Consider the following 16,068-nt stretch of genomic DNA (forward strand, 5'->3'; position numbering starts at 1 on the left):
CGTTCTAGCGCCTCGACCCTCTCCCTGTCAGGGGTAGCCAGTGATCCACCCCCAGGCTCTCAATATTTCCCGATTATCCACGTTTGGAGATGACGGGCTTAGTAGCCTTGCTTGACAACTTTCCCCAAGCGAAGACAAAGTGCCAGTACCGTCAAACAAGTTATGTGAGTTCGCTATGGAAGGCCGACAGATCGTAGGTTACGCCCTTGCAGCAATCGTGGGATTCGTGGTCTACACAGGTATCAAAAACTCTCCTACCAGCCCTGTCTCCCTTGCCACGTCCGAAACGACATCTAAAGTCCGTCCGTTCAGCGATGCCACCTATGCACAGGTAGACGCAGCCGTCGGATGTCACAGCAAATATAGTGATCAAAAGAAAGAAGACATATTTGCCAGAGACTACAAGAACCACTGGATGGAATGGAAAGGCAGGGTTGTATTGGTGGATTCGGGTGACGTGTCCCTAGATCTTGACGGTGTGGGTACACAAGATTTGCACGTATATTTTGCCGAGAAGAGCGCCGGGTACAATCTCACCAAAGGAAGCCCGCTAAAGGTGACGTTTCTGATGACTTCCGCAGGTGGTTGCTTCCTCCCGTTCGGAGGTGAGGAAGCCATAATTCATCAGTGAAATCGAGCAATGTTTGCCGCTCAACGAGCCTTCTCAAAAGGGACGGTAGTCCGTCCCCTCGTAAACGTTTAACTAGCCGGTGTGGCACGCGTTAGCACAGGTCTTGCAACCATCAGCCGTGGGATAAATTTTCTTTGCTGATGCGACTGCCGTAGAACAGCCAACATGCTCCCCAAGAGACGTCTTATCGCTTGGCATCCAAGTGCACCCTGCTTTGTGAACCTCATGGTCGCCCCTCGGTTGCGGCTGGTTGTTGACATAGTAAATAGGCATGAAATTTCCTTCCGTTGATTGCCGAATGAACCCGCTTCTCCGTTTGGGGCCCGTGTCTCACAACCCAGAGAGCAGGCAGCACGACTCAGCTTAGCCTAGTAATGGCTCATAGCAATCAACGTGATCAGATATACAGCAGGCAGCATCAGCTAGAGACCTACAGGAAAGTAGATCACAGGCACGACAGTAGTAGAAAGGAGTAGTAGAACTGAAAAAGAAAAACCCCCATAACTCATTGAATTATAGGGGTTTTCTGGATATGGCGGAGAGATAGGGATTCGAACCCTAGGTACCGGTGAAGGTACAACGGATTTCGAATCCGTCCCATTCGGCCACTCTGGCATCTCTCCAACGGCGCGCATCATAACAACACTTTTGCCGGAAGCGAACCCCCTAAGCGAAATTTTTCCGTGCTATCAGATGCTTGCGTCGATTAAAGCGGTACGCCCAGACGGTTGGCGACTTCTTCGTAAGCTTCGATGACGTCACCGAGGCCCTGACGGAAGCGGTCCTTGTCCATTTTCTTACCGGTGGCCTTGTCCCACAGGCGGCAGCCATCCGGGCTGAACTCGTCGCCCAGAACGATGGAGCCGTCGGAGAACACGCCGAACTCGAGTTTGAAGTCGACCAGCAGCAGGCCGGCGTCGTCGAACAGTTTGCTCAGGACTTCGTTGACCTTGAGCGACAGTTCTTTCATGCGAACCAGTTGCTCGGCGGTGCCCCAACCGAATGCCACGACGTGGGATTCGTTGATGAACGGGTCGCCCTTGGCGTCGTCCTTCAGGAACAGTTCGAAGGTGTAAGGGTTGAGCTTCATGCCCTCTTCAACGCCCAGGCGCTTGACCAGGCTGCCGGCGGCGTAGTTACGCACGACGCACTCGACCGGGATCATGTCGAGTTTTTTCACCAGGCATTCGTTGTCGCCCAGCAGTTTGTCGAATTGGGTCGGCACGCCGGCTGCTTCGAGTTTCTGCATGATGAAGGCGTTGAACTTGTTGTTCACCATGCCTTTGCGGTCGAGCTGCTCGATGCGCTTGCCGTCGAACGCCGAAGTGTCGTTGCGAAACAGCAGGATCAAGCGGTCAGCGTCATCGGTCTTGTAAACCGATTTGGCTTTGCCGCGGTAGAGTTCTTCACGTTTTTCCATGATGGGCTCCGCTTGCTAAGTAGGTGGGCTAGGCGATATGTCGCCAGTCGAGCCCTGAATCTTGATCGGCCAGTTGCAGCCAGTCCGGGTCGCACCCGAGAGTGTCGACAAAACATTGCCGGGCCAGCTGCGGCAGGTTGTTCTTGCTGCTCAGATGGGCCAGGACCAGGTGTTGCAGGCCTTGCCAGCCCAACTCGGCCACCAGGAATGCCGCCTGATGGTTGTTCAAATGTCCCAATTCACCGCCCACCCGCTGCTTGAGAAAGTACGGGTAGTGACCGCGAGCCAGCATGTCACGGCAATGGTTGGACTCGATCATCAACGCATCGAGGTCCCGATAGCCGTCCAGCACCTTGCTGCAATATGAGCCCAGGTCGGTCAACAGGCCGAAACGCCGCTGACCATCACTGAAGACATACTGCGTCGGCTCCTGTGCATCATGGGCCACGGCAATGACGCCGATGCTCAGGTTACCGATTTGCAGTTGCTCGCCGCCAGCCAGAAAGCCTGCGGGTTCAATCGGTTTGCGCATCCCGCGCAGGGTCCCGCGACTGAGGTAGACAGGCAGATTGTAACGCCGAGACAGCAAACCCACGCCATGCACATGGTCGGCATGTTCGTGGGTCACGAGTATCGCGCTCAGCTGCGAAGGGTTCACACCCAGTCGCAACAGGCGTTTTTCGGTTTCTCGCAGGGAGAAACCGCAATCCACCAGTACATACGTGTCGTCGCTGGCTATCAGCGTGCCGTTCCCTTGGCTACCGCTGCCGAGAACGGCAAAACGCATGTGATCAGCCCAGGTTGTCCTGAATCACGCTCAACACTTTGCGCGCCACGTCTGCTGGCGCCACAGTGTTGATGTTTTTCTCGACGGTGACCTGGACGTTCTCGCCAACCTTGCTCAGGCGAACCTGATAACGCTCGGCGCGGGCTTCAACTTCTTCCTTGTCCGGCTTGTTGCCGAACAGACCGCTGAAGAAACCTGGCTTCTCGTCCTTTTTCTCGGCTTTTTCGGCGAGGTTGATGTAGTACAGGCCCAGGCTGCGGTTGATGTCCTCAACACGCCATTCACCCTGCTCCAGCGCACGACCGACACTCGACCAGGCACGATCCAGGTCGGAACCGACGTTGAGCACCGGGTTGCCGCTGCCGTCTTCGGTCAGGCTGACACGGCTTGGCGTATCGAAATCACGGGAGGCCAGCATGGAGACCGAACCGCCTTTCTCCGAGGTGCGGCTCATGCTCGCAAGCATGTCGTCGACCAGTGCTGCGTCCAGGCCGGTGTTGACCGAACGATTGGTGAAATCCACATTGGCGGTGCTGCCGGCAGGACGCTCGGCGCTGACCACGTAGACTTCACTGGTGTTGCGCTGCACGCCCGGCTCGATACGCACCCGCACGCGGGTTTCGCTGTCGGTGTCGACACCAGCCGCGCTCAGGCGCTTGGCCATGGCTGCGGACAGTTCGTCGGAACGCTGCCAGGTGGTGCTGAATTCGCCGGTCTGCGGGCGTTGCTCATCCAGACGGAAACCGTTGTCCTGGAAGAACTGCACGGCCACGGGCCAGACTTCAGCCGGTGGATGCTGGGCCATGACCCAACGCGAATCGCCGCTCTTCTGCAGGGTGTAATCGCTGGCATCAGCCGCTGCCGACAGCGGCTGTGGGCGAGGCACGATGTATTCACCCTTGGCGGTGTCGTCGGCCACGTTGCGCGGGATCGGCAACAGCGGATCCAGACGCTTGGCAGTGCTGACGTCCGGCGGCAGTTGCATCGGTGCAGTCTGTTGCGCTTCCAGGTAGTCGCTACCACGGTCACGGAAATAACCTTCCGGGCCCCAGATCCATCCGCAGCCACTGGTGCTGGAGATAATCAAGGCAAGTGCGGAAAGTCCGGCCAATCGCTTCATGCGTAGTACTTCCTCAATTAAACCAGGACGCCGGACTGGCGCATGGCCTGCCGCAGCGGTTCGTGACAGGCAGTGCTGAGCCAGGTGAGCGGCAGACGGATACCGTCCGGCATCAAGCCCATTTCATGCAGTGCCCATTTCACGGGGATAGGGTTGGATTCGATGAACAGGGTTTTATTGAGCGGCATCAGCTTTTCGTGGATCGCCCGGGCCTTGACGGCATCACCGGCCATCGCCGCGGCACACAACTCGCTCATGGCGCGCGGTGCGACGTTGGCGGTCACCGAAATATTGCCCTTGCCGCCGAGCAGCATCAGCTCGACTGCGGTCGCGTCGTCACCGGAATACACCAGGAAGTCGCTGCTCACGCCGGCCAGGATGTCCTTGGCACGCTGCAGGTCGCCCGTGGCTTCCTTGATGCCGATGATGTTCTTCACGGTCGACAGGCGGATCACCGTCTCGGCCAGCATGTCGCAGGCGGTACGGCCCGGCACGTTGTAGAGAATCTGCGGGATGTCGACGGCTTCGGCGATTGCCTTGAAGTGCTGGTACAGGCCTTCTTGCGTCGGCTTGTTGTAATAAGGGGTTACCAGCAGGCACGCGTCGGCGCCGGCGTTCTTCGCGTTGGTGGTCAGTTCGATCGCTTCGCGCGTCGAATTGGCGCCCGTACCAGCGATCACCGGAATACGCCCTGCAACCTGGGCAACCACGCGACGAATCACTTCGATGTGCTCGTTCACGTCAAGCGTGGCCGACTCACCTGTAGTGCCGACGGCCACGATGGCGTTGGTGCCCTCTTGCAGGTGGAAGTCTACCAGTTTGCTCAGGCTGTCCCAGTCGAGACGACCCTGTGCATCCATGGGTGTGACCAGTGCCACCATACTGCCCGCAATCATGCAACCGCTCCTGCCGGAAAAAGAGAGCGGTAATGGTACTGGCGCCAAGATGCTTGTACAAGCGAAGTACTGCACTGCTGCCATTCCCCTTGGCGCTGCTTTTCGCTACCCTTCAGACTTTGATCGGTACTGATAAGCTCGTACGCCGCGCTCCAGCCTCCATTTTCGGCATCACAAGCCCCGATCCAGCGTTGCCACCCCTCGCTCTCGCCACTCTGGAGCACGTCGCAACCTTCGGCCGGGTTTTCTGAATTCGCATCCGCAGGCTCGTCCCGGTAAAAAAAGCCCATAAAAGTATCGACCGCTCATCGCTTTAGGAATGCTGCATGTCCACCCCCACAGTTCGCGAACAATTCCTTGTCATCAGTGCCCTCGGCGCCAACCCCATGGAGCTGACTAACGTCCTGTGCCGCGCCAGCCATGAAAACCGCTGCGCCGTGGTCACTTCCCGTCTGACCCGCCATGGTGAATGCAGCGCGCTGATCCTTGAGATCTCCGGCAGTTGGGACGCCCTGGCGCGCCTCGAGGGCAGCCTGCCTGTGCTGGCCAAACGGCACGCCTTCACCGTTAACGTGGTTCGCAGCGCAGCCCTGGAGAACCGTCCCCAGGCCCTGCCCTATGTTGCCTACGTCAGCTCGGCCTACCGTCCGGACATCATCAACGAGCTGTGCCAGTTCTTCATGGACCACAACGTCGAACTGGAGAACCTGACCTGCGACACCTATCAGGCCCCGCAGACCGGCGGCACCATGCTCAACGCCACATTCACCGTGACCTTGCCGGCCGGCACCCAGATCAGCTGGCTGCGTGACCAGTTCCTGGATTTCGCCGACGCCATGAACCTGGACGCACTGATTGAGCCGTGGCGCCCACAAAACCCAATGTAAGGAAGCTTTCATGGCCGTAGCCATCGACCAACCGGTTGCCGATTTCGAAGCACCCGCTACCAGCGGGCAATCCGTCAGCCTCGCGGGCCTTAAAGGCAAGCAAGTGGTGATTTACTTCTATCCGAAGGACAGCACGCCGGGCTGCACCACCCAGGGTCAGGGTTTTCGTGATCAACTCGACGCCTTTAAAGCCGCCAATACTGAAGTATTCGGTGTGTCTCGCGACAGCCTGAAATCCCATGAAAACTTCAAAGCCAAACAGGCTTTCACCTTCGAGCTGATCAGTGACAAGGAAGAAGCGCTATGCCAGCAATTCGACGTGATCAAACTGAAAAAGCTCTATGGCAAGGAATACATGGGCGTTGATCGCAGCACATTCCTGATCGACAAAGAGGGTGTGCTGCGTAAGGAATGGCGCGGCGTGAAGGTACCGGGGCATGTGGATGCGGTTTTGGCTGCTGCTCAGGCGCTGAACAAGGCCTGATTCATTTAGTGCCCGTTCGGACGCCATCGCGAGCAGGCTCGCTCCCACAGGATTTGCGCAAACTTTGTGGGAACGAGCCTGCTCGGGATGGGGCCATCAGCCTCACCGCATAACCAGTACTGACCGTTAAAGCAGCGGCGCCACCATCGGTTCCTTGCGCGGCCAGGCATCCAGCACAGCCTTGAACAGCGTCGCCAAGGGAATCGCAAAGAATACCCCCCAAAAGCCCCACAACCCACCAAACAACAGCACCGCGCAAATGATCGCCACCGGGTGCAGGTTGACCGCTTCCGAGAACAGCAGCGGCACCAGCACGTTGCCGTCCAGTGTCTGGATGATCCCGTAGACCGCCATCAAATAGATGAACTGATCGCTCCAGCCCCACTGGAACAGTGCAATCAGCAGCACTGGCACGGTCACCACCACCGCCCCGACGTAAGGCACCACTACCGACACACCCACCAGCAACGCCAGCAGCGCCGAATAGTTGAGCCCCAGCGCCACGAACGCGATGTAGGTCACGCCACCGCAAATGAAGATTTCGATGACCTTGCCCCGAATGTAATTGGCGATCTGCCGATTCATTTCCTGGGCGACCCGGGTGATCAGCGCCCGCTCGCGCGGCAGATAACCGCGGACCCACTGGCCGATCATCTCCCGGTCCTTGAGAAAGAAGAACACCAGGATCGGCACCAGCACCAGGTAAATCATGATGTTCACCAGCAGCGGCAGGCTCGACAGCGAGAACGTCAGTGCCCATTGGCCGAATTTGCCGATTTCGCCCCGCGCCACTTCGATCGCCTGCAATACTTGTTCATCCGACACCAGATGCGGATAGCGCTCGGGCAGCAGCAACAGCAGCGACTGCCACTTGACGAGCATGCCAGGCAATTCGTTGAACAGCGTGATCAATTGGTGCCAAAGCAGAGGTACCACGATGATGATAAAAACCAGCAATAACCCCATGAATAACGCGAAAACCAGCCCCACCGCCGCGCCGCCCGGCATGCGCAGGCGCTCGAGGGTCACTACCAGCCCCTGCATCAGATACGCCAGCACCATACCGGCCAGTACGGGCGCGAGCATTCCACCCAAGGTGAGCACCGCGGTAAATGCCAGAAACAGCAGCACCGCCAGCACCACGGCTTCTTCATCCGAGAAGTAGCGCTTAATCCAGTCGCGTAACACCTTGAACATCAATAATCCTTAGAAACGAACGCAGCAGGTTTCAGGCTTTTTTCAACCAATAGCGGTAAACGCCCGCCTCATCTTCTTCACGAAGCAGCGTATGACCGGCCAATCGGGCAAAGGTGCGAAAGTCGCGCTGGGAACCTGCATCGGTAGCGATCACCTTGAGTACCGCACCGCTGGCCAGTCGGTTGAGTTCCAGTTTGGCTTTGAGCAACGGCAACGGGCAATTCAGACCGCTGGCGTCCAGTTCGGCGTCGTGGGTTACTGCATCAGTCATTGAATCACTCCGGGGCGGGGGTTAAGCCGCTTAGAATATCTGGTCCCAAGCGTAGTGTCCGGCTACAGTAAGGTCTTTGTCGACTAAGGCTTTGTGCATGACTTTTTTGCGCCCTACCCTGCTGACGCTCGCTTGCCTGCTCGCCTCACCGGGCTTCGCCGACGACTTGCCGTCACTTGGTGACGCCAGTTCTGCCATCGTCTCGCCGCAACAGGAACACCAATTGGGCCGCGCCTGGCTGGCGCTGTTGCGCAGTCAGGTGTCGCAGCTCAACGATCCGCAGCTCAAGGATTACGTCGAATCCAGCGTCTACCGTTTGGTAGAAACCAGCCAGGTCAATGACCGGCGTCTGGAGTTCATCCTGATCAACAGCCCACAGCTCAACGCTTTTGCCGCGCCGGGCGGAATCGTCGGCGTCAACGGTGGCTTGTTCCTCAATGCCCAGACCGAGGGTGAATATGCTTCGGTCATGGCCCACGAACTGGCTCACTTGTCACAGCGTCACTTCGCCCGCGGTGTCGAAGCGTCGCAACGCATGCAAGTGCCCATGATGGCTGCACTGCTGGCTGGCATCGTGATTGCCGCGGCCGGCGCAGGCGATGCAGGGATCGCGGCCATTGCCGGTACCCAGGCAGCGGCGATACAGGAACAACGACGCTTCTCGCGCCAGAACGAACAGGAAGCCGACCGTATCGGCATCATGAATCTGGAAAAAGCCGGTTACGATCCGCGCTCGATGCCGACCATGTTCGAACGGCTGATGCGCCAGTACCGCTTCGACGCCAAGCCACCAGAATTCCTGCTGACTCACCCGGTAACCGAATCGCGAATCGCTGACACCCGCAACCGCGCCGAACAGGCCAAACCGGGCGGTATCGAAGACAGCATGCGTTATCAGCTGATTCGCGCACGCGTGCAACTGATCTACGAAGAAACCCCAGGCCTGGGCGCCAAGCGTTTTCGGGCCCAACTCGATGAAAACCCGAAAAACGACGTTGCCCGTTATGGCCTGGCGATCGCTCAGATCAAGGGCGGCCAGCTAAATGAGGCTCGGGACAACCTCAAGCTGCTGCTGGCCAAATCGCCGAACGAGATCATCTACAACCTGGCGCAGGTCGATCTGGACATTACCAATAATCGTCTGCCCGATGCTCAATCTCGGGTCGACCGAATGCTCTCTCAATACCCCGGCAACTACCCGCTGAATCAGGTGCGCGTCGACCTGCTGCTCAAGCAGAATCGAGCGGGCGAAGCGGAAAAAGTACTGGAAACCCTGCTCAAGAGCCGACCCGATGATCCGGATGTCTGGTACATGATGGCCGAGACTCGGGGCCTGTCGGGCAACATCATTGGTCTGCACCAGGCTCGTGCGGAGTACTTTGCGCTGGTCGGCGACTATCGCCAGGCGATCCAGCAACTGGACTTCGCCAAGCGCAAGGCTGGCAGCAACTTCCCGCTGTCATCGCGGATCGACGCACGCCAACGTGAATTGATGGAGCAGGAACGCATGGTCAAGGACATGATGGGCTGACCTCTTCAGCAACAAAAAATGCAGGTACAAAAAAACCGCCTCATTCGAGGCGGTTTTTTATTCAGCCGACAACCGGTTTATTCAGCCAGTTTGAAGGTGATGAAGCTGGCACGACCTTGACGCAGAACTCGCATCGACACCGAGCGGTTCTTTGGCAGCGCCTTGGCAATGTCCGTGAACTCCTTGGAGGAACCGATCGCCTGATTATTCAGGTGAGTGATCACATCACCCGGCTGCAAGCCGATCAGGGCGGCAGGACCGTCCTGAACTTCCTTGATCACCACACCACCCTTGAGGTCGAGAGTTTTCTTCTGCTCTTCAGTCAACTCGGCCACGGAAACACCCAGACGATTGCTGCTGCGCTCGATGCTGGATTTAGGCAGGGCTTCCAACTCTTTGCCTTCTTCGGGAATAGCGCCGACGGTCAACTCGACATTCTTGCGCTTGCCTTCACGGATGACTTCAAGATTAGCTTTCGAGCCAGCCTTCAGCGCGCCCACCAAGTGCGGAAGATCGGCGGACATTACGATTGGTTGACCGTTCATGCTGAGGATCACATCGCCCACTTGCAGGCCACCCTTGGCAGCCGGACCATCCTCCTGGATCTGAGCCACTAGCGCACCGGCCGGCTTCTCGAGACCAAACGACTCGGCCAGATCCTTGTTCACCTCCTGAATCACTACACCCAACCAGCCACGACTGACTTTACCGCCGCTTTTCAGCTGATTGGAAACGTCCATCGCCACATCGATAGGGATCGCGAACGACACGCCCATGAAGCCGCCGGAACGGGTATAAATCTGAGAGTTGATGCCGATCACTTCACCGGCCAGGTTGAATAACGGACCACCGGAGTTGCCCGGGTTGATCGCCACGTCGGTCTGGATGAACGGCACATAGTTTTCGTTTGGCAAGGTACGACCGATGGCGCTGACAATACCTTGGGTCACTGTGTGATCAAAGCCGAACGGCGAACCGATGGCCACGACCCACTGACCGGCTTTCAGCTCCTGTGACTTGCCAAGCTTCAGAATCGGCAGGTCCTTGCCTTCAATTTTCAGCAAAGCGACATCGGAGCGCGGATCGGTACCGATCAGCTTGGCCTTCAACTCACTGCGATCGGCGAGACGCACGAGAATCTCGTCGGCATCGGCAATCACATGGTTGTTGGTCAGGATGTAGCCGTCGGGCGAAATGATAAAGCCCGAACCGAGGGATTGCGCTTCACGCTGACGGTCGCCGCGCGGGGACCGTGGCTGCTGTGGCATGCCCCGCTCGAAGAACTCGCGCAGCATCGGCGGCAAGCCTTCAAGGTCAGGCATTTGCTCGCTGGAGATCCGGCGATCCGGCAGCTTCTGGGTAGTACTGATATTCACCACCGCGGGCGAGGCCTGCTCGACCAACTGCGTGAAATCGGGCAACTCGATCGCCGCTTGCGCAGCGGCCGCCTGACTGAGCACTAGCACGGTAGCAAAAATGGAAAGATATGACTTCAAGCGTGGTATCGACATACGGCTCCCGTTACGACGAGCATGGTTAAGCGATATGGAGCAAGGAATACCGGAAACGATACGCCGGTATTTTTGTTCCGGGAACAACAAACAAGGCCAGAGCCGAGGGGCTCTGACCTATAAAAAATTTTCGGGATATTTGCAAATGAAAATGCTCGGCAAAACATTTCGAGACATTAATGGCACGATAGCCATTACCGATCCCCGCTCCAAACCAGCCCAGATAGGCGAGTACGGCTGACTCAGCTCACTGCTTGCTGGTAGCCGCGGCATCGTTGCGCATGGACAGCGCAATCCGTTCGGCGGTGCCAATCGGTATTTCACCGACAACGGTCACCATCATTTCGCCTTGGGGTGTAGTCAATCGTCGGGAGACAGCAACGGTTGGCCCCAGCTGGGTGCGCGTATCAGTGACTGTTGCGCCATTCAATGGCTCAAGGAACACCGAAAATCGGGCCAGACCGTCGTCGAACATCAGACTGTTGACCTGGGCTTTGGTCTGCGGGTCCTTGTGCGAGGTACTACTGATCAGTTCGAAACCGGGTGGTAACCAGTCCGAATGCCAGACCTGCGCAGTTTTGACGGCGGAAGCCTTGTCACTGTCGAGGGTAATGGTTTTGCAGTCAGAACCTGGCTGCAAATCGCTGTCGGAAGGCATCTGGGCAGTGTCCAGTCGGGTGAACTGGAACCGCTCCAACAGTTGCCCTTTGTCATTGAGTAGCAATGACTTCAACGGCAAACCGGTTTCCTTGTCCAGATGCAGCTCAAAACCGTAACGATGCTGATCGCGAGGCTTTAACGACACGATCACCGCCGCACGCCCGGCCACACGCGACTTGCCAATGACGGCAAGGTCATACCAATTCTTTAGCTTTTGTGGATCGAGTGCCCGAGCGGTGGAGTTGGGTGTGTCCCCCAGCCCTGCTATCAGGGTGCCGCTCACGCATTGAGTATGCCCATCAATGCGCACGACTTCCTGCGCAGAACCGTCGAGCTGGAGTAAACGCTCGCGGACCTTGCCATCCTGGACACGATGCCAGATGTTATGGGTAGAAAAACTACCGTTACGCTCGTAGACGAAAGTACCTTGGAAGCTCTGCGTTTGCTCCGCCTGCCCCAGACGCTTCAGCCAGTCCTGGGCTTCATCGGCGTGGGCTGGAACAACAAACCAGCCGCTGAGCAGAAGCGTAAGTAGAGGTATGGCGCGCATGATCCTCCTTAACGGTTTTCCAGGCTTGCTGCACGAGCGTAAGGCAGAGCGCTCTCAGTACCTTTCAATGCAGCCTGTTGAGCATGTTGGCGCAAGTAACCTGGCAGACGCTGATCGTGCCAGCCTGGCTGACCTTGCAATACGCCGTTGGCCATAGGGCCAGTGGCTTCCGAACTCTCATTGTAGCCGGCCAATACAGCGGGGCCCTTGACCTGAGGAGCGGTCAGACCCGGTTGACTGGATTGCTGGGCCAACTCGACACCGGCGATCTCGTCCTGGTTATACAGTCGAACACCTGCCAGTACGGCAACGGTCACCGAAGCAGCAACCGCCAGACGACCGAGGCTGCGCCATGGACCGCGAGAGGCTTTTGCCGGTACGGCTTCGTCAGCCAGCGCAGCAGAGACTGCCGCAGCGATGTCCAGACGAGGAAGCAACAAATCCTTGTGCATAACTGCCCGAGCGATCTGGTAACGAGCCCAGGTATCGCGGGTTTCAACATCGTCAAAGGCATTCAACACCCGACGCAATTCCAATTCGTCCGCTTCGTTATCCATCACTGCGGACAGCGATTCCTGCAGGGCTTCACGACTCATGGCGTTCCTCTCTTGGCTGTCGCCGCTGTCTCAGTTTTCCTGCAACAACGGCTGCAGGGCTTTATCGATGGCCTCCCGGGCGCGGAAAATCCGGGAGCGCACGGTACCCACCGGACACTGCATGACGCTGGCAATGTCCTCGTAACTCAGACCATCGAATTCACGTAAAGTTAATGCCGTACGCAAATCTTCTGGCAGTTGCTGAATGGTTCGATGGACGGTGCCTTCGATCTCATCCCGCAGCAATGCACGTTCTGGCGACTCGAGATCCTTGAGGCCATGATCGCCGTCGTAGAACTCTGCATCCTCGGAACTGACATCGCTATCCGGCGGCCGACGGCCGCGTGAAACCAGATAGTTTTTCGCCGTGTTGATGGCGATGCGGTAAAGCCACGTATAAAACGCGCTGTCTCCGCGAAAATTACCAAGTGCACGGTATGCCTTGATAAAGGCTTCCTGTGCGACATCCTGGGCTTCATGGGTGTCGTGCACGAAACGCACGATCAACCCGAGAATTTTGTGCTGGTATTTCAGCACTAGCAGATCGAAAGCTCGCTTGTCGCCGCGTTGAACGCGCTCGACCAGCTGCTGATCCTCTTCCTGGGTTAGCATGAACACTCCTCGATAAGCTCGAAGGAGGCTTGCATTACTGAACGACCAGACTTGCAAACATAGACTCGGGCTTTTCGCAAAAGTTCTCCCCCTCCAAGCAAGTTTCCTGCGGGCTCTGATTTGGCACGCACGAAAAGCGCAGCGCGGGATAACCCGGCTGCGCGAATAATCTTGTCATCGGATTCATCAGCAAGGACCCAATCGCAAGTCCTGCACCGAAGCCGACGCTGTCCCTTGTTTCAGGCAACCGTCTATTGATCTTGGGCCTTTGGCAAAAGTTCCATATTTATAGCTGCCTGAAACCGACATTGTGCAACCGTGAAGAGAAAAAGACTGTTAAATCCGCGATACAGTCCCCTTGTCGCCGAAGCCGTCAAAGAAACTTCCGACGAAGTGCCCAGTCTTTTCCGTCACAGTAGTTTCACAATGCCATGCTGGCCCGGCTATTGTGCCGATCCCCCCCTCTATATACTAGTGGGCTGTGTGGCTGTCTTGACTCGCCGATCCAGCTGTCTTGCGCCAACCCCGTCCCGGGTCGCTTTGAGCGGAATCCTGAAATGAGCCAACAGTTTCAACACGATGTTCTGGTAATTGGCAGCGGTGCTGCCGGCTTGAGCCTTGCGCTGACCTTGCCCGGTCATTTGCGCATCGCCGTATTGAGCAAAGGCGACCTCGCCAATGGCTCAACCTTCTGGGCCCAGGGTGGTGTCGCTGCCGTTCTGGATGACACCGACACTGTCGAGTCCCATGTCGATGACACCCTCAACGCCGGCGGCGGCCTGTGCCATGAAGATGCCGTGCGCTTTACGGTCGAGCACAGCAGAGAAGCAATTCAATGGCTGATCGACCAAGGGGTGCCCTTTACCCGCGATGAACAGTCCGGCACCGAAGACGGTGGTTTCGAGTTTCACCTGACCCGCGAAGGCGGTCACAGCCATCGGCGCATCATCCACGCAGCTGACGCAACGGGCGCAGCGATCTTCAGAACCCTACTCGATCAGGCCAAGCAGCGTCCCAACATCGAACTGCTGGAGCAGCGGGTCGCGGTCGACCTGATTACCGAAAAGCGCCTGGGCCTTGAAGGCGACCGTTGCCTCGGTGCCTATGTGCTCAACCGCGGTACCGGTGAAGTCGACACCTACGGCGCACGCTTCGTGATCCTTGCCTCGGGCGGCGCGGCAAAGGTCTACCTCTATACCAGCAACCCCGACGGTGCTTGCGGTGATGGCATCGCCATGGCATGGCGTTCGGGCTGTCGGGTGGCGAACCTGGAATTCAACCAGTTCCATCCCACCTGCCTTTATCACCCACAGGCCAAGAGTTTCCTGATCACCGAAGCCCTGCGCGGCGAAGGTGGCCATCTGAAGCTGCCCAATGGTGAACGCTTCATGCAGCGCTTCGACCCACGGGCCGAGCTGGCACCACGGGACATCGTCGCCCGGGCCATCGACCATGAGATGAAGCGCCTGGGTATCGACTGCGTCTATCTGGATATCAGCCACAAGCCCGAAGATTTCATCAAGACGCACTTCCCGACGGTCTATGAACGCTGCCTGGAATTCTCCATCGACATCACCAGACAACCGATCCCGGTAGTACCGGCGGCGCACTACACCTGCGGCGGCGTGATGGTCGATCAGCGGGGGCGCACCGATGTGCCGGGCCTGTATGCGATTGGTGAAACCAGCTTCACCGGCCTGCATGGTGCCAACCGCATGGCCAGCAATTCGCTGCTGGAGTGTTTCGTTTACGCTCGTTCGGCGGCGGCGGACATTCTTGAGCAGTTGCCAGAAGTATCGATTCCAGCCGCCCTGCCCGTTTGGGATGCGAGCCAAGTCACCGATTCGGACGAAGACGTGATCATTGCGCACAACTGGGATGAACTTCGGCGATTCATGTGGGACTACGTCGGCATCGTGCGCACCAACAAGCGCCTGCAACGGGCTCAGCACCGGGTACAACTGTTGCTGGACGAAATCGACGAGTTCTACAGCAACTATAAGGTCAGCCGGGATTTGATCGAACTGCGTAACCTGGCTCAGGTAGCCGACCTGATGATCCGGTCAGCCATGGAGCGCAAGGAGAGTCGCGGCCTGCATTACACCCTCGACTATCCGAACATGTTGCCGGTCGCCCTGGACACTATTCTGGTGCCGCCCACCTACGCCGACTGAACTTGAGCCGAACCCGCAGGCGTCGGTGCACATCCGCCGCCTGCGAATCGCGCGGCACACAGATCGCCCTGATCCGTCGCCCATCGCGCAGCCGAAAACGCAGTACCACAATCAATGGCAGCGCCAGACTGTCCGGCCGCAGCTGCACGGGCTGCCAACCTACCGCCTGATTCCACAACTGCCAACCATCGGCATCGCGACGCAAGCCGCGAAACGCCTGTGGGTGTGTCAGCAAAATATGTCGCGGCAATGCCCAGACGCCATGAGCCAGACAGCAAAAAACGCCGAGCAAACTGGCCCAGACCGGTATGGAAAGAAGAAACAACGAACACAGCGCGAAAAGCTGGGCCAGAAGATACGCCGCCAGCAACTGCCGTGAGGCATGCCAGCGGCATTCGAACCCGTTACTTGGGCTGGACACGATCCAGGATCATGCGAACCATGCGCTGAAGCTCCGGATCTTCCGATTCGGCACGTTCCATGAACCAGCCGAACATGTCCTGATCTTCGCATTCGAGCAGCCTGACGTAGCACGCGCGATCAACCTCGTTGAGGTGCGGGTAAACCTCTTTCACAAACGGCACCAGCAACACGTCAAGTTCAAGCATGCCACGGCGGCTGTGCCAGTAGAGGCGATTCAGTTCAACATCTTCGACCATGGAGCGCTCCTCAAATAGGCGGCAAGTATACAGCCCCCGGCCCGCTCGAACAGTCAGCGTTGGTCGCCCCCATCGATCCTTT

At 57.7% G+C, this 16,068-nt stretch carries 17 protein-coding genes and 1 tRNA gene; 5 read left to right on the forward strand and 13 right to left on the reverse strand.

The window, feature by feature from the left end; all coding sequences use genetic code 11:
• Positions 1-175: 175 nt before the first annotated feature.
• On the forward strand, positions 176-631 hold the full coding sequence (locus ABH909_RS25630; protein ID WP_276196975.1) for a hypothetical protein: 456 nt from the start codon (positions 176-178) through the stop codon (positions 629-631).
• 533 nt (positions 632-1,164) lie between these two features.
• On the opposite strand, the gene ABH909_RS25635 is transcribed toward ABH909_RS25630, so the two are convergent.
• From ABH909_RS25635 to dapA, 5 genes are all read right to left on the reverse strand, one after another.
• Positions 1,165-1,254: transfer RNA gene (locus tag ABH909_RS25635), tRNA-Ser, on the reverse strand.
• 83 nt (positions 1,255-1,337) lie between these two features.
• On the reverse strand, positions 1,338-2,051 hold the full coding sequence (gene purC / locus ABH909_RS25640; RefSeq protein WP_007898671.1) for a phosphoribosylaminoimidazolesuccinocarboxamide synthase: 714 nt from the start codon (positions 2,049-2,051) through the stop codon (positions 1,338-1,340).
• A 28-nt stretch (positions 2,052-2,079) separates the two neighbouring features.
• The gene (locus ABH909_RS25645) at positions 2,080-2,838 is read right to left on the reverse strand and encodes an MBL fold metallo-hydrolase (RefSeq protein ID WP_429438469.1); all 759 of its coding nucleotides are present in this window, start codon (positions 2,836-2,838) and stop codon (positions 2,080-2,082) included.
• Between the two features lie 4 nt (positions 2,839-2,842).
• Positions 2,843-3,958 (reverse strand): outer membrane protein assembly factor BamC, encoded by a 1,116-nt coding sequence (gene bamC, locus ABH909_RS25650; protein ID WP_429438472.1) that lies wholly within the window; start codon positions 3,956-3,958, stop codon positions 2,843-2,845.
• A 17-nt stretch (positions 3,959-3,975) separates the two neighbouring features.
• Entirely contained in the window at positions 3,976-4,854 is an 879-nt protein-coding gene (gene dapA / locus ABH909_RS25655) for a 4-hydroxy-tetrahydrodipicolinate synthase (protein ID WP_429438474.1), read from the reverse strand.
• Positions 4,855-5,180: 326 nt separating this feature from the next.
• Between dapA and ABH909_RS25660 the strand changes: the two genes are divergently transcribed.
• Together ABH909_RS25660 and ABH909_RS25665 are read left to right on the forward strand one after the other, a co-directional pair.
• Positions 5,181-5,741, forward strand: coding sequence for a glycine cleavage system protein R (locus ABH909_RS25660; protein ID WP_007898662.1), 561 nt, complete (start codon positions 5,181-5,183; stop codon positions 5,739-5,741).
• 10 nt (positions 5,742-5,751) lie between these two features.
• Positions 5,752-6,225, forward strand: coding sequence for a peroxiredoxin (locus tag ABH909_RS25665; RefSeq protein WP_429438476.1), 474 nt, complete (start codon positions 5,752-5,754; stop codon positions 6,223-6,225).
• A 126-nt stretch (positions 6,226-6,351) separates the two neighbouring features.
• On the opposite strand, the gene ABH909_RS25670 is transcribed toward ABH909_RS25665, so the two are convergent.
• The gene (locus ABH909_RS25670; protein ID WP_429438478.1) at positions 6,352-7,422 is read right to left on the reverse strand and encodes an AI-2E family transporter; all 1,071 of its coding nucleotides are present in this window, start codon (positions 7,420-7,422) and stop codon (positions 6,352-6,354) included.
• Between the two features lie 31 nt (positions 7,423-7,453).
• On the reverse strand, positions 7,454-7,693 hold the full coding sequence (locus tag ABH909_RS25675) for a sulfurtransferase TusA family protein (RefSeq protein ID WP_007898654.1): 240 nt from the start codon (positions 7,691-7,693) through the stop codon (positions 7,454-7,456).
• 97 nt (positions 7,694-7,790) lie between these two features.
• Between ABH909_RS25675 and ABH909_RS25680 the strand changes: the two genes are divergently transcribed.
• Positions 7,791-9,224 (forward strand): M48 family metalloprotease, encoded by a 1,434-nt coding sequence (locus ABH909_RS25680; protein ID WP_429438481.1) that lies wholly within the window; start codon positions 7,791-7,793, stop codon positions 9,222-9,224.
• A gap of 77 nt (positions 9,225-9,301) precedes the next feature.
• Here the strand turns inward: ABH909_RS25680 and ABH909_RS25685 are convergent, their stop codons facing one another.
• The 4 genes from ABH909_RS25685 to rpoE form a co-directional block, all read right to left on the reverse strand.
• Entirely contained in the window at positions 9,302-10,735 is a 1,434-nt protein-coding gene (locus ABH909_RS25685) for a DegQ family serine endoprotease (protein WP_429438484.1), read from the reverse strand.
• Between the two features lie 247 nt (positions 10,736-10,982).
• The gene (locus tag ABH909_RS25690; protein WP_429438487.1) at positions 10,983-11,945 is read right to left on the reverse strand and encodes a MucB/RseB C-terminal domain-containing protein; all 963 of its coding nucleotides are present in this window, start codon (positions 11,943-11,945) and stop codon (positions 10,983-10,985) included.
• An 8-nt stretch (positions 11,946-11,953) separates the two neighbouring features.
• Positions 11,954-12,541: a sigma-E factor negative regulatory protein gene (locus ABH909_RS25695; protein ID WP_007898648.1), complete on the reverse strand. Its 588-nt coding sequence runs from the start codon at positions 12,539-12,541 to the stop codon at positions 11,954-11,956.
• Between the two features lie 30 nt (positions 12,542-12,571).
• Positions 12,572-13,153: an RNA polymerase sigma factor RpoE gene (gene rpoE / locus ABH909_RS25700; RefSeq protein ID WP_003172477.1), complete on the reverse strand. Its 582-nt coding sequence runs from the start codon at positions 13,151-13,153 to the stop codon at positions 12,572-12,574.
• A gap of 557 nt (positions 13,154-13,710) precedes the next feature.
• Between rpoE and nadB the strand changes: the two genes are divergently transcribed.
• Positions 13,711-15,327: an L-aspartate oxidase gene (gene nadB / locus ABH909_RS25705; RefSeq protein WP_429438489.1), complete on the forward strand. Its 1,617-nt coding sequence runs from the start codon at positions 13,711-13,713 to the stop codon at positions 15,325-15,327.
• Here the strand turns inward: nadB and ABH909_RS25710 are convergent.
• Positions 15,296-15,748 carry a protein YgfX gene (locus tag ABH909_RS25710; RefSeq protein ID WP_429438492.1) on the reverse strand — a complete coding sequence of 151 codons (453 nt, stop codon included), beginning with the start codon at positions 15,746-15,748 and terminating at the stop codon, positions 15,296-15,298. The genes nadB and ABH909_RS25710 overlap by 32 nt on opposite strands.
• Positions 15,732-15,986, reverse strand: coding sequence for a succinate dehydrogenase assembly factor 2 (locus ABH909_RS25715; protein ID WP_007898624.1), 255 nt, complete (start codon positions 15,984-15,986; stop codon positions 15,732-15,734). The genes ABH909_RS25710 and ABH909_RS25715 overlap by 17 nt, the downstream gene beginning before the upstream one ends.
• Between the last annotated feature and the right edge of the window lie 82 nt (positions 15,987-16,068).

The organism is Pseudomonas sp. BS3782 TE3695 (assembly GCF_050435305.1).
Taxonomy (GTDB): domain Bacteria; phylum Pseudomonadota; class Gammaproteobacteria; order Pseudomonadales; family Pseudomonadaceae; genus Aquipseudomonas.

Coding starts and splice junctions, on each gene's coding strand:
- ABH909_RS25630 (WP_276196975.1), top strand. CDS start 176: ATGGAAGGCCGACAGATCGTAGGTTACGCCCTTGCAGCAATCGTGGGA.
- purC (WP_007898671.1), bottom strand. CDS start 2,051: ATGGAAAAACGTGAAGAACTCTACCGCGGCAAAGCCAAATCGGTTTAC.
- ABH909_RS25645 (WP_429438469.1), bottom strand. CDS start 2,838: ATGCGTTTTGCCGTTCTCGGCAGCGGTAGCCAAGGGAACGGCACGCTG.
- bamC (WP_429438472.1), bottom strand. CDS start 3,958: ATGAAGCGATTGGCCGGACTTTCCGCACTTGCCTTGATTATCTCCAGC.
- dapA (WP_429438474.1), bottom strand. CDS start 4,854: ATGATTGCGGGCAGTATGGTGGCACTGGTCACACCCATGGATGCACAG.
- ABH909_RS25660 (WP_007898662.1), top strand. CDS start 5,181: ATGTCCACCCCCACAGTTCGCGAACAATTCCTTGTCATCAGTGCCCTC.
- ABH909_RS25665 (WP_429438476.1), top strand. CDS start 5,752: ATGGCCGTAGCCATCGACCAACCGGTTGCCGATTTCGAAGCACCCGCT.
- ABH909_RS25670 (WP_429438478.1), bottom strand. CDS start 7,422: ATGTTCAAGGTGTTACGCGACTGGATTAAGCGCTACTTCTCGGATGAA.
- ABH909_RS25675 (WP_007898654.1), bottom strand. CDS start 7,693: ATGACTGATGCAGTAACCCACGACGCCGAACTGGACGCCAGCGGTCTG.
- ABH909_RS25680 (WP_429438481.1), top strand. CDS start 7,791: ATGACTTTTTTGCGCCCTACCCTGCTGACGCTCGCTTGCCTGCTCGCC.
- ABH909_RS25685 (WP_429438484.1), bottom strand. CDS start 10,735: ATGTCGATACCACGCTTGAAGTCATATCTTTCCATTTTTGCTACCGTG.
- ABH909_RS25690 (WP_429438487.1), bottom strand. CDS start 11,945: ATGCGCGCCATACCTCTACTTACGCTTCTGCTCAGCGGCTGGTTTGTT.
- ABH909_RS25695 (WP_007898648.1), bottom strand. CDS start 12,541: ATGAGTCGTGAAGCCCTGCAGGAATCGCTGTCCGCAGTGATGGATAAC.
- rpoE (WP_003172477.1), bottom strand. CDS start 13,153: ATGCTAACCCAGGAAGAGGATCAGCAGCTGGTCGAGCGCGTTCAACGC.
- nadB (WP_429438489.1), top strand. CDS start 13,711: ATGAGCCAACAGTTTCAACACGATGTTCTGGTAATTGGCAGCGGTGCT.
- ABH909_RS25715 (WP_007898624.1), bottom strand. CDS start 15,986: ATGGTCGAAGATGTTGAACTGAATCGCCTCTACTGGCACAGCCGCCGT.